Here is a 14858-nt window from a genome sequence, read left to right on the forward strand (position 1 = left end):
TGCAAACAGAACAGGTAATTCAATGCACAGCCCGACCCATAGTTCCGCGCCGCCGGCCCCGACCCTGACCAACTGGGCCAGTATCGGATTTCTGGGGCTGATCTGGGGCGGCACCTTCATGGTGGTTTCGGTCGCGTTGCAGGGCTACGGGCCACTGACAGTGGCCGCTGCGCGGGTGGCATTGGGTGCGGTCGCACTCTTTGCGCTGCAATTTATCCTGCGCAGGCCTTGGCCTGCGTTCAATCGCCGCATGAACAAATACCTTGTCCTGATCGGCATTCTGAATACCGCACTGCCCTTCACGCTGCTCAGCTGGGGTCAGCAATATGTCCCATCGGCCTTTGCCGGCATTTCGATGGCGGCCTTACCGCTGTTCGTTCTGCCGCTGGCGCATGTGTTCTCTGACGAACCCCTGTCGCTGCGACGCCTGATCGGCGTGATCACGGGCTTTTTCGGCGCGCTGGTGCTGATCGGTCCCGGCGTGCTGCGCATCGGTGACGGGCTGGAACCTTTGGGCCAACTCGCCTGCATTGCTGCGGCCCTCTCCTATGCGACGGCCAGTATCATGACCCGCCGCGCACCACCGATCGATTCGATCACCTTTTCCGCGCTGACGCTGGGGGTCGGCACGGTCGTGCTACTGCCCGCCATGCTGCTGGTTGAAGGCGTGCCACGCTATGACAGCAACCTGACCGTTGCCGCGATCCTGTTTCTGGGGCTCGTGCCGACGGCGCTGGCCGCACTTCTGCGTGTCATCGTGATCCGCAGCGCAGGGTCTGTGTTCATGACGCTGGTCAACTATCAGGTGCCGCTCTGGTCGGTCCTGTTCGGTGCGTTGATCCTGAACGAAGTCCTGCCGCTCCGCTTTTTTGCGGCGCTTGCGCTGATCCTGTGCGGTCTGGCCATCAGCCAGTGGGGCAGCTTGCAAAAACTGCTGCGCCGCAAGGTTTAGGACGCGCTTTCGACCTCGGCCACGATGCCGTCGACGACGGCGACCAACAGGTCGGGGTCTTCGGATTCGGCCATGACCCGCACCAGCGGCTCCGTGCCCGATTTGCGGATCAGCAAACGACCATTGCCCGCCAGCTTTTCCTCGGCGTCGGCAATCGCAGCCTTGACCGCATCCGTATCCAGCGGGGCGGTTCCTGCACCATAGCGGACGTTTTTCAGCAGTTGCGGCACAGTGTCGAAACTGTGGGTCAAACCACTGGCTGGCTGGCCTGTCTCGATCATGGCGGCCAGAAATTGCAGGCCCGCCAGCAGGCCGTCGCCCGTGGTGGCGTAATCGGTCATCACGATATGGCCCGATTGTTCGCCGCCCAGATTGTGACCGCCCTTGCGCATGGCCTCGACCACGTAGCGGTCGCCAACGCCCGTGCGTTCCAGCCGCAAGCCTTTTGCATCTAGAAACCGTTCCAGTCCCAGATTGCTCATGACCGTGGCGACCAATGTGTTGTTGGCCAACCGGTCCGCAGCCGCCCAACGCGCCGCAAACAGCGCCATGATCTGATCGCCGTCCGCGACGTTGCCGTTTTCATCCAGGATCATGACCCGATCGGCGTCGCCGTCCAGACAGATCCCCACATCCGCGCCGAAACTGACAATCGTCTCGGCCGCGCGTTTGGGGTTGGTCGAGCCGCACCCGTCGTTAATGTTGTATCCATTGGGTGCGGTGCCGACCTCGATCACCGTGGCACCCAGTTCCCACAACACCTCGGGGGCGACGCGGTGTGCGGCCCCGTTGGCGCAGTCGATCACGACCTTCATGCCGTTCAGGCGCAGACCCGACGGAAAGGTGGATTTCAAACGTTCGGCATAACGGAACCTGCCGTCGTCGATCCGCTTGGCCCGACCGATGTTCACCGCTTGCGCAGGTTCGATATCGCTCATCACGATGGCGGTGATCTCGGCCTCGGCTGCGTCCGACAGCTTGAACCCGTCAGGGCCAAAAAACTTGATCCCGTTGTCGTGGTGCGGATTGTGCGACGCGCTGATCATGATGCCCAGATCCGCCCGCATCGAGGTGGTCAGCAAACCGACCGCCGGTGTTGGCACAGGACCCAGCAGCAGCACGTTCATTCCCGTGCTGGTCAGACCAGCGGTCAGCGCGCTTTCGAACATGTAGCCTGACAGGCGCGTATCCTTGCCGATCACGACGCGGTGGCCGTTGGACCCATCGTTGCGGAAATAGCGCCCGGCGGCGGCCCCGATTTTCAACGCCATATCCGCGGTCATCGGCCATTTGTTCGCGGTGCCACGCACACCATCGGTGCCGAAAATGGATTTAGCGCTCATGGGAAACTCCGTTCAAGGCGAGGGCCATGTCGATTGCCTCGCGCGTCTGACGTGCATCATGCACCCGCAACACCTGAACGCCAAGAGCCACGCCATGCAACGCGACCGCCAGCGACCCCGGCAGGCGCTGATCCGCCTGATCGACACCGGTGATGGTGCCGATGAACCGCTTGCGCGACGCGCCCAGCAGGATCGGCAGGCCGAGGTCATGGAACACGGCCAGATCCCGCAGCAGTGTCAGATTGTGGTCCAGCGTCTTGCCGAAACCGATGCCCGGATCGGTGATGATCATGTGCCGCGCAATCCCGGCGTCCACGGCCCGCGCGATACTGCCTGCCAGATGGTCGAACACCTCGGCGGTGACATCCCCATAGGTCGGCCCGTTCTGCATGGTTTCTGGATCGCCCTTGGAATGCATCAGAAACACGGGACATTGAGCCTGCGCCACCACATGCGCCATGTCGGGATCGAACCGCAGCGCGGTCACGTCGTTGACCATGTCCGCCCCCGCATCCAGCGCCGCAGCGGCGACCTCCGCCTTGCGCGTGTCGATCGAGATCGGTGTCGTGATGCCCGCCGCGCGGATCGCGCGGATCACGGGAACGGTGCGGGCGATTTCGTCCTCTGGTGTGACATAGGCGGCACCGGGCCGCGTGCTTTCGCCGCCGATATCCAGAATGTCGGCGTCACGCGCCATGTCGGCGGCCCGCGCCACCGCAGCGGCCACATCACCCGACGTCCCGCCATCCGAAAAACTGTCAGGCGTCACGTTCAGGATGCCCATGATCCGAGGACGGTCCAGTGTAAGCCCGCAGATCGTGGCACGCGGGGCGGACATTCGGTGCAACTGCGCGGGGTCTAGTGACGTCAGCGGATGCGACACGCCCTGCGCGTCCGATACCTGCCGGAACCGAAACGCGGCACTGCCCGCAAGCGGCACCGCATCATCGGGATGCCGGGCGGCCGGCAGCGGCAGTGGTCGCAGCAACCCATTCACGCTGCGACGGTCCTGACCGGCACGCTGGCCTGTGGTGCATCCGCGCCCACGACGACAAGTTCGGCTGCGTTCATCTGCCCGGCAAACCAGGCTGCCAATGCCACGGCGTCCGCAGGCTCTGCCGAAGGACCGTCGGGGCTGTCCAACACGATCTTGGACGGTGCCCAGATGCAGATCTGGCCATTCCGCATGGCCCAGTCCAGTTCGGTTCGACTGCCCACCACCTTGCATCTGGGATCGCAGGCCGCCAGCGCCCATGCATTCTGTTCGATGGCCAGCAGGTCGATGCGGCGCTGCGCCAGCGGATGACCCGCGCGCGGTGCGGGCGTGTCCGGTGCACCGACGCAGACGATGACGGGGGTGCCATCTGCACCGGCCTCGTCGATTTTCGCGGTAGTCGCCGGCCCCTCGATCACGCTGTTGGACAAGAACAGGATGCGGGGATGCGGCACATTGCTGTGTGACTGCGCCTCGGTCCTGTCGCCGCCTGTCGAGCGGACGATCTCGACCCCCAGCGAATAAGGACCACGGTCCAGTTTCTCGATCCGGACGAAAACCCGTTCGGCCTGCGGTTCGATCAGGATCCGGTCCGCGACACGGGCCGCCAGCGTTTCCAGCAGATTGATACGTTCCGCGCCCAGTTCTGCCTGAATGGCCTCGGTCACGCGATCATACGACAAGATGCGGTCGACATCGTCGTCGATCGGTCCGGTGAGCGGCAAAACCTCGACCACCACGTTGAACCGCACCCGCTGCAGATGCCCGCGTTCCTGCTGGAACGCACCGATTTCGACCTCGACGATATAGTCGCGCAGAGAAATCCGGTCATAGGGAATGTCGGTGCTGGCAGCGGCCCGTTCCGATGGATGGGCGAATGCCAGTCTGATGTCATTTGTCATGCGCGCCCCCCGCGGTTGCCCCTGCGGCATAACCGCCAGCGCCCACGATGCCAAGCATGGCCGATCAGTTAGATGCGCTGCGTGTCGGCTGACGATAGAAATGGTGCGCGCCGAATGTGGCCACGCGCGGGAACCGCTGCGCCCAGGACGGGTTCACGGCCTTGGTATGATAATGCGTCGCACCCTGCGTCAGGCGGCGCGGCAGCCCATCGATCAGCAGTTTGGCGACCTTGCCCACGCGGTTATAGGCGGCAGCATTGCTGATGGCGTCCGATTTGCCGTCACAGGTCCAGGTGAACTGGCACGCATATTTGCGGCCAGTGCCCTGATGGACGACACCGCAGACGGTGTTGGGATATGCACCGGAATCGACCCGGTTCAGGATGACCTCGGCCACAGCGAACACGCCCTGAATGCTCTCGCCACGTGCCTCGTGATACAGGGCGTCGGCCAGACAGCTCCATTCCGACCCGCCCGAGGGGGCCGACATGGTCGAGATATAGGCCTCGGTCACCACGGCGTCACCATCCGGGGTCGGCGTGGCATTGCGCCGTGCGCTTTCAGGCAAGGCAGTGAGGGCAGAGAGGCGCGTATCGGGAACAATCGACAGCGCTTGGCGTTCCTGTCCCAGAAGCGCACCCAATCGGGCGGCCATCACATCATCGGCCATCGCGGCAGATGAAAGGGTCAGTGCAGCCACGGCAGCGGCCAATGTCGTCCGGATGATACGCGTCATGTCATACCTCGCAAGGAAACGCGGTCAGCCCCGCGCCAGCGGCGTCGACCTAGCCGACACTTCCCCAAAGGTAAAGTCTGGCATCCCCCGGCGAAATTGCTCGGCAGATTCACGCTCTACTTTGACTTTTCGACGAAAGCCCAGTCAGTTACGCTCGGCCAGAACCCGCCGATGATGCCATGCGGGCATCCAGCAGCGTCAATTGTGCGGCAGACAGTCGCGCCGCAGGCACCCGAAACGGCGAACAGGACACGTAATCGAATCCCTGCGCACGGCAGAATGCAATCGCGGGCCTAGTGCCACCATGTTCACCGCAGATCGACAAAACCACGTCTGACCGGGTCTGGCGGCCCCGCATCGCACCGATGGCCAGCAGCTCTCCCACGCCGTCCAGATCGAGGCTGTGGAAAGGATCCTCGGGATAGACGCCCTGTTTGACATAGGCGGACATGAACCGTCCGGCGTCATCGCGCGACAGACCATAGGTCATCTGCGTCAGGTCGTTGGTGCCGAACGACAGAAAGTCGGTGAACTGCGCAATATCCCCCGCACGCAGCGCCGCGCGCGGTGTTTCCACCATAACACCCAGCTTGAATTTGAAATCCACGCCCGTGGCACCGCGCACTTCGGCGGCAATCTTGTCCAGGCGCAGCTTGATCAGCTCGACCTCGCGCACGGCACTGATCAGCGGGATCATGATTTCAGGTTGCACCGGCATGCCCCTGCCCCACGCACGCGCCGTCGCCTCGAAAATCGCACGGGCCTGCATTTCATAGATTTCGGGGATCGCGATTCCCTGCCGCACGCCACGCATACCCAGCATGGGGTTGTATTCGCTCAGCCCCTGCATCCGTTCCACGACCGTGGACAAAGGCAAATCCAGCTGTTCGGCCAGATCACGCTGGCCGGATTTGTCATAGGGCAGGAATTCGTGCAGCGGCATGTCGAACAGGCGGATACAGACCGGACGGCCTTCCATGATGCTGAACAAAGCCTCGAAATCGTCGCGTTGCATGGGCAGCAAGCGATCCAGCACCGCGCGTCTGTCATCGGCGGTCCCGGCAAAGATCATCTCGCGCATGACCCCGATGCGGTCCCCGTCAAAGAACATATGCTCGGTCCGGCAAAGCCCGATCCCCTCAGCCATGAAATTCTTGGCCGTCTGCGCATCCTTTGGCGTGTCGGCATTGGCACGCACGCCGATGTCGCGCACGGCATCCGCCCACGACAGCAGGGTCTGGAACGCATCGTCCAACGCCGCTTCCAGCATATCGGGCGCACCGGCCAGTACGGCCCCCGTGGTGCCATCAACAGTGATCGTGTCACCGACATTGAACCTGCGCCCGCCGGGGGCCTCGATCCAGCCGCCCTTGCGGTCGATCATCAGGTCGGACGCCCCGACGACGCAAGGAACGCCCAGACCGCGCCCGATCACCGCCGCATGACTGGTCATGCCACCCCTGATCGTCAGAACCGCCTGTGCTGCATGCATGCCGCGAATATCCTCGGGCGTGGTTTCGCGCCGCACCAACACGCAGGATTCGCCGCGCGCCGCACTGGCCTGCGCCTCGTTCGCGCTCAGCACGATGCGGCCCGTCGCAGCACCGGGGCTGGCCGCGATGCCCCGCACGATCACGTCGCGCGCCGCAGTGGGATCAACCTGACGGTGCAGCAGTTCGGACAAGGACGAGGGCGGCACGCGCATCACTGCTTCTTCGCGCGGGATGACGCCGTCCTGTGCCAGGGCCACGGCAACCTGCACCAGCGCCCGGCTAGACCGCTGCACCCGCACCGCATCCAGAATGTGCAAGGTGTTGTTTTCGATCGTGAATTCGATCTGCATTTCCTCGCGCAGCCGGGTCCGCGCGAGATCCCCGAACCGGATCAGCTGCGCAAAGATATCGGGCGCGATATCCTCGAGGGCTGGCCCACGCGGGTCCTTGGTCAGATACAGCGCACCTTCGCTTGCGCGTGCGTCGCGCTGCTGGCTTTGACTGCGATAGCGTCCGCGCACCTGTGGGACGCCCGTGTCCTCGTTGATGAAATGAATGAGGCCGGTGCCGCTTTCGCCTTTGCCGACGCTCAGCGCCAGTTCCTGCACGACCAACCCCAGACCCGCGTCGCCGGGCGCGCCCTTGGCCTCGCGCAGCAGGCGCGCGGTGGTGCCATCCCAGGCCCGTGCCATCGACCGCAAAACCTCGGTCAACTGGGTCGTCACGTCCTGGGGGAACGGCTCGTCCGCCTCGGCCTCGTAGGAATCGCGGGCTGCGCGCAGCGCGTCGGCCGGACCCAGATGCGGAAAATCAAACGCCTCGGGGTCCAGACGGGCGACGGACACCGCGTAGGTCTGCACGAACCGCAGGTACAGCGTTTCCGCCTCGGTCTGGCCGATCCTGTCCGCCAACAGCGGCAGGCAGGCGTCGTTCATCCCGATATTCAGGATCGCACCCGGCCCGCCCCAATCGGGGTCCTGGCTGGACGGACGCACCGACAGCAGCGGTTGCGGACCAAAAGGGGCCAGAATGGCCTTCATGTCCGGCAACTGGCCTTTTGCGCAGCGCAGGACCGCATCGAACGACAGCGCAACGGTCGTCGGTACCGGCATATCCAGCCGGATCAGACGTTGCAGACACTTCGCGCGGCCACCGTGAACGTCCGGCGACATCCGCGCTGTCGGTGTAATCAATGTCACATCGTCAAAGGGGGCATGTTGCTGCACTGCGGCATCCTTTCGTCAGTTCAGCATATGGGGCAGCGCGCCAACCTGTAAAGTCCGCGTCCGCCCCAACTGTCAACTTGACGCTACATCAGCCCTCGATTCGCGTCAGATCGGCGACGGACAGGCAAATTTGCCGAATACGGGACAGCAGATTCAGGCGATTGCGCCGCACGACGGTCGATTCGGCGTTCACCTGCACATCGGTGAAAAACGTATCGATCGGGCCGCGCAGGGCCGCCATGGCGGTCATGGCTGTTCCAAAATCCTCGGCTGCCATTGCCGGTGCGATCTTTGCATCCGCAGCATCGAGGGCGTCGAACAACGCCGTTTCCGCGCCCTCCTCGGCGAACTTGCGGTCGGCACCGTAGGAATATTCGACCCCGTCCTTGTCCTCGGCCTGGGTCAGGATGTTGTTTGCCCGCTTGAACCCCTGGATCAGGTTTTCACCGTCGTCAGTGGCCAATGTCGCCTGCAATGCCCGCGCCCTTTTCACCAACAAGGTCAGATCGTCATTACCCGGCATCGCGATGCAGGCGTCGATCACGTCGTGACGAATGCCCTGGTCCTTGAGGTAGACCTTCAGGCGATCATGAAAAAATGACAGCAGGTGCGCTGACCATTCCGCATCGCCGAATATTTCCGTCAACGGCATCCGCAGCTCATTCTCCAACACCAACCGAATGACCCCCAGCGCGGCACGGCGCAACGCAAACGGGTCCTTGGACCCCGTCGGTTTTTCGTCAATCGCCCAGAACCCGGTCAGCGTGTCCAGCTTATCCGCCAGCGCCACGGTGACAGAAACGGGCGCTGTCGGCACATCATCCGATGGACCCAGCGGCTGGTAATGTTCCTGCGCGGCGGCGGCCACGGCGTCCGATTTGCCCGCAAGGCTGGCATAGTAGCGGCCCATCAGACCCTGCAATTCCGGGAATTCGAACACCATTTCCGACGACAGGTCAGCCTTGGCCAGCTTGGCCGCCTCTTCGGCCTCGTCTGCGTCAGCGCCGACCACCGGGGCCAATGTGCGCGCCAGCACCGCGATCCGGTCGATCCGGTCGCGCTGGCTACCCAGCTTGTTGTGGAACGTTACGTCCGACAGGCTGTCGAGCCACGGCTGCATGCCAGCCTTTGCCACGCGCAAGTCATTGTCCCAAAAGAATTTCGCATCCGCCAGCCGCGCGGACAGCACCTTTTGGTTGCCGGCCAGGATCGTGGCCCCGTCGTCCGCCGCTTCGATATTGGCGACCGTCACGAACCGTTCGATCCGGCCCGTTTTCGGGTTGCGCACGGAAAAGAACTTTTGGTGTTCCTTCATCGAGGTCTGCAAGACCTCTGGCGGCAGGTCCAGAAACTGATCGTCGATCTTGCCCAGCAGGACGACGGGCCATTCGACCAACCCGGCCACCTCTGCCAGCAACCCGCGATCCTCGACCAGATCGAGACCCAGCGCGAAGGCCTGCGACGATGCATCGTTCCAGATGGCATCGGCGCGTTCGTCGGCACGCAGCATCACGCGCGCACGTTTCAACTTGGCCTCGTAATCATCGAAGGAGGTGACGGAAAACGCATCCGGCCCCATGAAACGATGACCTTGGGTGGTGTTGCCTGCAACGATGCCGTCAACCTCCAGCGGGACGACCTGCGCGCCCTCTTCGTCCGTCAGGATGCACAGGATCGTATGCAGCGGGCGCACCCAACGCAGGCTGCCCGACCCCCAGCGCATGGATTTGGGCCAGGGAAAATTGCGGATCGTGGCGTCCAGCACCTCTGCGATGATCTCGGCGGCGGTGCGGCCCGGCTTTTCGATGACGGCGACGTAGAACTGCCCTTTCTTGTCATCGCGCACCTCCAGCTGGTCCAGCGTCAGGCCAGTGGACCGCAGGAACCCTGCGATGGCCTGTTCGGGCGCACCGACCTTGGGGCCCTTGCGTTCCTCGCGCACGGCGCGGCTTTCGGTTGTCAGTTCTTCGACCGACAGCGTCAGGCGGCGCGGCGTGGAAAAAGCCGCCGCCGAGGCATAGGTCAGCCCTGCCTCGACCAAACCGTCGGTCACACGCTTTTTCAGATCGGCGGCGGCCTGCGTCTGCATCCGCGCCGGAATTTCCTCGGAAAAGAGCTCGATTAATAGGTCAGACATCAGCGGGTGCTTTCAGGGGGCGGTGGGCAATTTTCGGGGGCGGGATTGCCGTCAAACACGACCTCGCCGCAGTCGTTGATCTGGTGCCAGGCGTAGGCGCGACCGTCATCATAGACCGCGACGATCCGGTCGATGCCGTAGGTCACGTCCTTTTGTCCCATGAAACCGATGGCGATCCCGGCTTCCAGATCGGCACCGATTTGGCGGGCGTCGAAACAGTCGAACCAATCGGGGGCAACGCGCGGTGCGGCCTCATCGGCGATCTGATAGGTTTCGGTCATCATGGCCAGCGACGTCGGCATCTCATAGCAGGCACGATAGCGCAGCGGACTGGAGAGGCTGTCGATCCCCTTGTAGTTTTCGAACGTCAGCGGTTCTGCCTCGCCGGATATCAGCGAGACAAATTGCACATTTGCGTCCTCGACCGCGACCTCTTCGTAGTAGGCGTAGACTTGCAGGTAATAGAGGGCCACGCCCGCGATCAAAGCTATCAGCACCATTGCTCCTATGAATAACCGGGCGATCATGCCACCGCACCACCGGCGGCCGTCTGCACGAAGGCATCAGCGCAGGCTTTGGTCAGCGCGCGCACGCGCCCGATGTAGGCCTGCCGTTCGGTCACCGAAATCACGCCGCGCGCGTCCAGCAGGTTGAACACATGGCTGGCCTTGATCGCCTGATCATAGGCCGGATGCGCCATGATGATCTGCTTTCCCGTCTTGGGGTCCGTGGCGGGTTCGGCCAGGATACGGGCGCATTCCGCCTCTGCATCCTTGAAATGTTGCAGCAACGTATCGGTGTCGGCCACGTCGAAATTCCAGCGCGCGTATTCCTGTTCGGTCTGCAAGAACACATCGCCATAGGTCAGCGCGATAGGCGATTGCGGGTCGTTAAAGGGCATCTCCATGACATGATCGACGCCCAGCACATACATCGCCAGACGTTCCAGACCATAGGTCAGCTCACCTGATACAGGTTTGCAGTCATGTCCGCCGACCTGTTGGAAATAGGTGAACTGGCTGACCTCCATCCCGTCGCACCAGACCTCCCAGCCCAACCCCCAGGCCCCCAGTGTCGGGCTCTCCCAGTCGTCCTCGACGAACCTGATGTCATGCATCTGCGCGTCGATCCCGATTGCCGCAAGCGACCCCAGATACAGTTCCTGCAAATCGGGCGGGCTGGGTTTGATCAGCACCTGATACTGATAATAATGCTGCAACCGGTTCGGGTTTTCGCCATAGCGCCCGTCGGTCGGACGGCGCGAGGGCTGCACATAGGCCGCAGCCCAGGGTTTCGACCCCAGTGACCGCAGGGTCGTGGCCGGATGGAACGTGCCGGCACCGACCTCCATGTCGTAGGGCTGCATCACGGCGCAACCGCGACCGGCCCAATAGGTCTGAAGCCGCAGGATGATTTCCTGAAAACTGCGCGGTGTGTCGGCCATGTCACCCTCATGAATTGTTGCGACGGTGAATAGGCGGCTGGGCCGACAGGGTCAATCAGGTCACATTTCGGTCCAAGTCATTGTCACACGTCGAATTGTGCTGCGTCGGTGGTGCCGTCTGGTAAAACCCGGTCGAATGACCGACAGCGTACAAGGGCCCGGAATGTTAAAGTTGAATGCGTGTCTTTTGATCGGAGCAGGTCTGTTGACGATGACGGGGCCCGCGCTGGCCCAGGACGGCACGTTCATCCAGCTCGAAGCACAGCCCACGACGGCTGCGGCCATCACCCGCGCACAGGTCTATGACGCGACGCAGGACAATGTGCTGGGCTTTAATCTGGGCGGGCGCTGGAACGCCGTGGTCATCGGACCGTTCGCGACCCGGGATCAGGCGACAGCGGCCCTGCGTGTTTTGCGGCAGGCTGGCATTGCACCGGACGACGCGTTTCTGACGGACGGTGAACGGTTCGCGGAACAATTCTATCCTGCCGCAGGTGCGACCCAGACAGAGGCGACGCCGCCTGCGGCACCGGACGCACCGGCGACTGACGTCGTGGGATCGGTGGTCGACCTGCCCGCAGCGCCAGCGGATGAAACCGTGCAAGAGGCGCGTGTGTCCGAACAGGCCCTGACGCGCAGTGAAAAGCAGGATCTGCAAATCGCCCTGCAATGGGCGGGCTATTACGATTCGGCCATCGACGGGGCCTTTGGACGTGGCACCCGCAGCGCGATGGAAGCCTGGCAATTGGCAAACGGCTATGACCCGACCGGGGTGTTGACGACCTTGCAGCGTGACGTGCTGACCACCGCCTACAATGCGGTGCTGGACGGCATGAATCTGCAATTGATCCGCGATGATGCCGCCGGGATTGCCGTGCAGATTCCCACCGGCGTCGTCAGTTTCACCGAATATGAACCGCCCTTTGCCCGCTTTGGCCCGAAATCCGACGCGCTGGACGCGCAGGTGCTGCTGATTTCACAGCAGGGCGACCAGAACCGCCTGTTTGGTCTGTATGAAATCCTGCAAACCCTCGCCATCGTGCCGACCGACGGCGACCGGCAGCGCGGTGATGACCGTTTCGAAATCAACGCCGTCGGGCCACAGGTGGAAACCTACGTCATGGCCCGACTGTCGGACGGGCAGATCAAGGGGTTTGCCCTTGTCTGGCCTGCCGGGGACACCGCGCGGTTCAGCCGCATCCGTGACGAGATGATCGCCAGCTTTGCCACGACCGAAGGCGTGCTGGACCCGGCATTGGCCCGCCCGGACGAGGACCAGGTCATCGATCTGGTCGCCGGTCTGGAGGTGCGCAAACCGCGCCTGTCGCAGGCGGGTTTCTACATCTCTGACACCGGCACCGTGCTGACTGCGGCAACCACACTGGACAACTGCACCGAGATCACACTGAACGGCAGCGATGCCGCCACACTGATTGCCAGCGATGCAGCCCTCGGGCTGGCCGTGCTTGAACCCGCACAACCCCTTGCGCCGCAGGCGGTCGCCGCATTCCAGACGCAGGTGCCGCGCCTGCAATCCGAAATCGCCGTTGCCGGCTATCCGTTCGGCGGCGTGCTGCCTGCGCCGACGCTGACCTTTGGCCGGTTATCCGACATCCGCGGCCTGAACGGTGAAGAAGATATCAAACGGCTCGCGCTTGCGGCGGAACCTGGCGATGCGGGTGGTCCGGTGTTCGACAATGGCGGCGCTGTGCTGGGGATGTTGCTGCCCCGCGCGACCGGGGCCGGGCAGGTTCTGCCGGCGGATGTCAGTTTTCTGGTCGATTCCGAAACCATCATCGGGTTTCTGGATCAGGCCGGGATCGCCGCGCAGATCACCGACAGTCTGGCGTTCATGCCGCCCGAAACACTGACCCTGCTGGCGGCGGACAATACCGTGCTGGTGGATTGCTGGTAATCAGCTCCGCCAGAATCGCGGGCTGATCAGCACCAGCACCACCATGATTTCCAGCCGCCCGATGAACATGGCCGCGGCCAGCAGCCACTTGGCCGTCGGGTTCAACCCGGCAAAGCTGCCTGCGGGCCCGATTTCAGTCCCAAGTCCGGGGCCGACATTGGCCAGCGCCGTGGCGGCACCCGACACGGCCGTCACGAAATCCAGCCCCGTCAGTCCCAGCAGCACCGAAAACAGGCCCAGCAACAGCAGGAACGCGACGAAAAACGCCATGACCGAATTCATGACATCCGCATTCACCGGCTTGCCCTCGTAGCGTGGCACGAACACCGCATGGGGGCTGTGGATCTGGCGGATCTGCGTCTTGATCGACGCGAACAGCAACTGATAGCGGAACACCTTGACCGAACAGGCGGTGGACCCGGCGCAGCCCCCGATCAACCCGATGAAAAAGAACATGACGATGGGAAAGGTGCCCCATTGCATGTAATCCGCGCTGGCGTATCCGGTGCCCGTCACGATCGAGGTCACGTTGAACAGCGCCTCGCGAAAGGCCAGTTCCGTCACCGCGTTCTCGCGGGCCCAGACCCAGAATGAAATCATCACCACACAGGCGATGATGATGCAGATGAATGTACGGATCTGGCTGTCCGTCAGGATCGGCCGCCCTGCCCCGCCCATCATCTGCACATACCGCACAAACGGCAACGCCGCGAGGAACATGAACGCCGTCGCGACATAATGCACGCCCGCGCCGTAAGCCCCGAATGAGGCATCGCTGTTGGCCATCCCGCCTGTCGACACGGTCGTCATCGCATGGGTCAGCGCATCCAGCGCGGGCATGTCGAGGGCATAATAGATGATCCCGCAGGACACGGTCAGCGAGACATAGATGACCGAGATGCTGGCCGCGATCTGACCGGCACGCGGCAGGATCTTACCCATCGTGTCAAAGGCTTCTGACCGGAAAATCTGCATCCCCCCGACCTTGAGTTCGGGCAGGAACACCATCGCGACCACGATGATACCGATGCCGCCCAGCCATTGCAGGATGCCGCGCCACAGCTTGATCCCGTCGGGCAAGGTCTCGATCCCGCCCAGCACGGTGGCACCCGTCGTGGTCAGGCCGGACATGGATTCGAACACTGCGTCGGTCAGGTTGGACTGGGTGGCCCCCAGCATGAACGGCAGCGCCCCAAAGGCAGGCAAGGTCACCCAGACCGCCGAGGTCAACAGGAACGTCTGGCGCAGGGTCAGCCCCTGCGACACCCCGTTCGAGCAGGCCAAGGCCATCAACCCGCCGGTCAGGATGCACAGAATCGCGCTTTCCGCAAAAACAGGCCAATGCCCGTTATCGGCCAGCAGATCCGCCAGCATCGGAAACAGCATGAACATGCCCAAAGCCGTCACCAGCAGGCCGATTACATATCCAACGGGGCGCAGATCAATCATCGGCTATCGGTCGCCCGTCCGCCCTGCCCTGTCAAGCGCGGACGCGGTGACCGCGCCCTGACTGGGGCAGTCGGTGGCGGTCAGGTGACGTTGACTGCCAAGTCACGCCCTTGAGCCGACCGAATAGATCGCTGCGGCGAAGGTCGGGTTTGAGCCCAAAGTAACGGATGCTGCGCTCTTCGCCGATGGCTGCTTCGGTGATTGCTTGAAAATGTGTAGTCTTTTCCCTGAACAGGTCTGAAAGCATACTTTGGGTTCGAGAAGAAC

At 63.0% G+C, this 14858-nt stretch carries 11 protein-coding genes; 2 read left to right on the forward strand and 9 right to left on the reverse strand.

Annotation, left to right across the window (positions count from 1 at the left end):
- Positions 1-22 precede the first annotated feature (22 nt).
- Complete coding sequence (locus LGQ03_RS04555; RefSeq protein ID WP_226747430.1) at positions 23-952, forward strand: DMT family transporter; 930 nt, start codon at positions 23-25, stop codon at positions 950-952.
- Here the strand turns inward: LGQ03_RS04555 and glmM are convergent.
- From glmM to LGQ03_RS04595, 8 genes are all read right to left on the reverse strand, one after another.
- Positions 949-2295, reverse strand: a complete 1347-nt coding sequence (glmM, locus tag LGQ03_RS04560; RefSeq protein WP_226747431.1) for a phosphoglucosamine mutase — start codon at positions 2293-2295, stop codon at positions 949-951. The genes LGQ03_RS04555 and glmM overlap by 4 nt on opposite strands.
- Positions 2285-3292, reverse strand: coding sequence for a dihydropteroate synthase (gene folP / locus LGQ03_RS04565; protein WP_226747432.1), 1008 nt, complete (start codon positions 3290-3292; stop codon positions 2285-2287). Before folP ends, glmM begins: the two co-directional genes overlap by 11 nt.
- A complete protein-coding gene (locus LGQ03_RS04570; protein WP_226747433.1) occupies positions 3289-4191 on the reverse strand; it encodes a dihydroneopterin aldolase in 903 nt (300 codons plus the stop codon). The genes folP and LGQ03_RS04570 overlap by 4 nt, the downstream gene beginning before the upstream one ends.
- A gap of 64 nt (positions 4192-4255) precedes the next feature.
- Positions 4256-4927, reverse strand: a complete 672-nt coding sequence (locus LGQ03_RS04575) for a cell wall hydrolase (protein ID WP_226747434.1) — start codon at positions 4925-4927, stop codon at positions 4256-4258.
- A gap of 148 nt (positions 4928-5075) precedes the next feature.
- A complete protein-coding gene (locus LGQ03_RS04580; protein ID WP_404807455.1) occupies positions 5076-7646 on the reverse strand; it encodes a putative PEP-binding protein in 2571 nt (856 codons plus the stop codon).
- Between the two features lie 88 nt (positions 7647-7734).
- A complete protein-coding gene (gene glyS, locus LGQ03_RS04585) occupies positions 7735-9783 on the reverse strand; it encodes a glycine--tRNA ligase subunit beta (protein WP_226747435.1) in 2049 nt (682 codons plus the stop codon).
- Complete coding sequence (locus tag LGQ03_RS04590; protein ID WP_226747436.1) at positions 9783-10283, reverse strand: DUF6446 family protein; 501 nt, start codon at positions 10281-10283, stop codon at positions 9783-9785. The genes glyS and LGQ03_RS04590 overlap by 1 nt, the downstream gene beginning before the upstream one ends.
- Positions 10284-10306: 23 nt before the next feature.
- A complete protein-coding gene (locus LGQ03_RS04595; protein WP_226747437.1) occupies positions 10307-11227 on the reverse strand; it encodes a glycine--tRNA ligase subunit alpha in 921 nt (306 codons plus the stop codon).
- A gap of 211 nt (positions 11228-11438) precedes the next feature.
- Between LGQ03_RS04595 and LGQ03_RS04600 the strand changes: the two genes are divergently transcribed.
- Positions 11439-13142 (forward strand): trypsin-like peptidase domain-containing protein, encoded by a 1704-nt coding sequence (locus LGQ03_RS04600; RefSeq protein ID WP_226747438.1) that lies wholly within the window; start codon positions 11439-11441, stop codon positions 13140-13142.
- Here LGQ03_RS04600 and LGQ03_RS04605 read toward each other — a convergent pair whose 3' ends face one another.
- The gene (locus tag LGQ03_RS04605; RefSeq protein ID WP_226747439.1) at positions 13143-14591 is read right to left on the reverse strand and encodes a TrkH family potassium uptake protein; all 1449 of its coding nucleotides are present in this window, start codon (positions 14589-14591) and stop codon (positions 13143-13145) included.
- Positions 14592-14858: the final 267 nt, after the last annotated feature.

The organism is Loktanella gaetbuli (assembly GCF_020531945.1).
GTDB classification, from domain to species: domain Bacteria; phylum Pseudomonadota; class Alphaproteobacteria; order Rhodobacterales; family Rhodobacteraceae; genus Loktanella; species Loktanella gaetbuli.

Excerpts from the sequence above, each read along its gene's own strand:
- LGQ03_RS04555 (WP_226747430.1), top strand. The coding sequence starts at position 23 with ATGCACAGCCCGACCCATAGTTCCGCGCCGCCGGCCCCGACCCTGACC.
- glmM (WP_226747431.1), bottom strand. The coding sequence starts at position 2,295 with ATGAGCGCTAAATCCATTTTCGGCACCGATGGTGTGCGTGGCACCGCG.
- LGQ03_RS04570 (WP_226747433.1), bottom strand. The coding sequence starts at position 4,191 with ATGACAAATGACATCAGACTGGCATTCGCCCATCCATCGGAACGGGCC.
- LGQ03_RS04575 (WP_226747434.1), bottom strand. The coding sequence starts at position 4,927 with ATGACGCGTATCATCCGGACGACATTGGCCGCTGCCGTGGCTGCACTG.
- glyS (WP_226747435.1), bottom strand. The coding sequence starts at position 9,783 with ATGTCTGACCTATTAATCGAGCTCTTTTCCGAGGAAATTCCGGCGCGG.
- LGQ03_RS04590 (WP_226747436.1), bottom strand. The coding sequence starts at position 10,283 with ATGGTGCTGATAGCTTTGATCGCGGGCGTGGCCCTCTATTACCTGCAA.
- LGQ03_RS04595 (WP_226747437.1), bottom strand. The coding sequence starts at position 11,227 with ATGGCCGACACACCGCGCAGTTTTCAGGAAATCATCCTGCGGCTTCAG.
- LGQ03_RS04600 (WP_226747438.1), top strand. The coding sequence starts at position 11,439 with ATGACGGGGCCCGCGCTGGCCCAGGACGGCACGTTCATCCAGCTCGAA.
- LGQ03_RS04605 (WP_226747439.1), bottom strand. The coding sequence starts at position 14,591 with ATGATTGATCTGCGCCCCGTTGGATATGTAATCGGCCTGCTGGTGACG.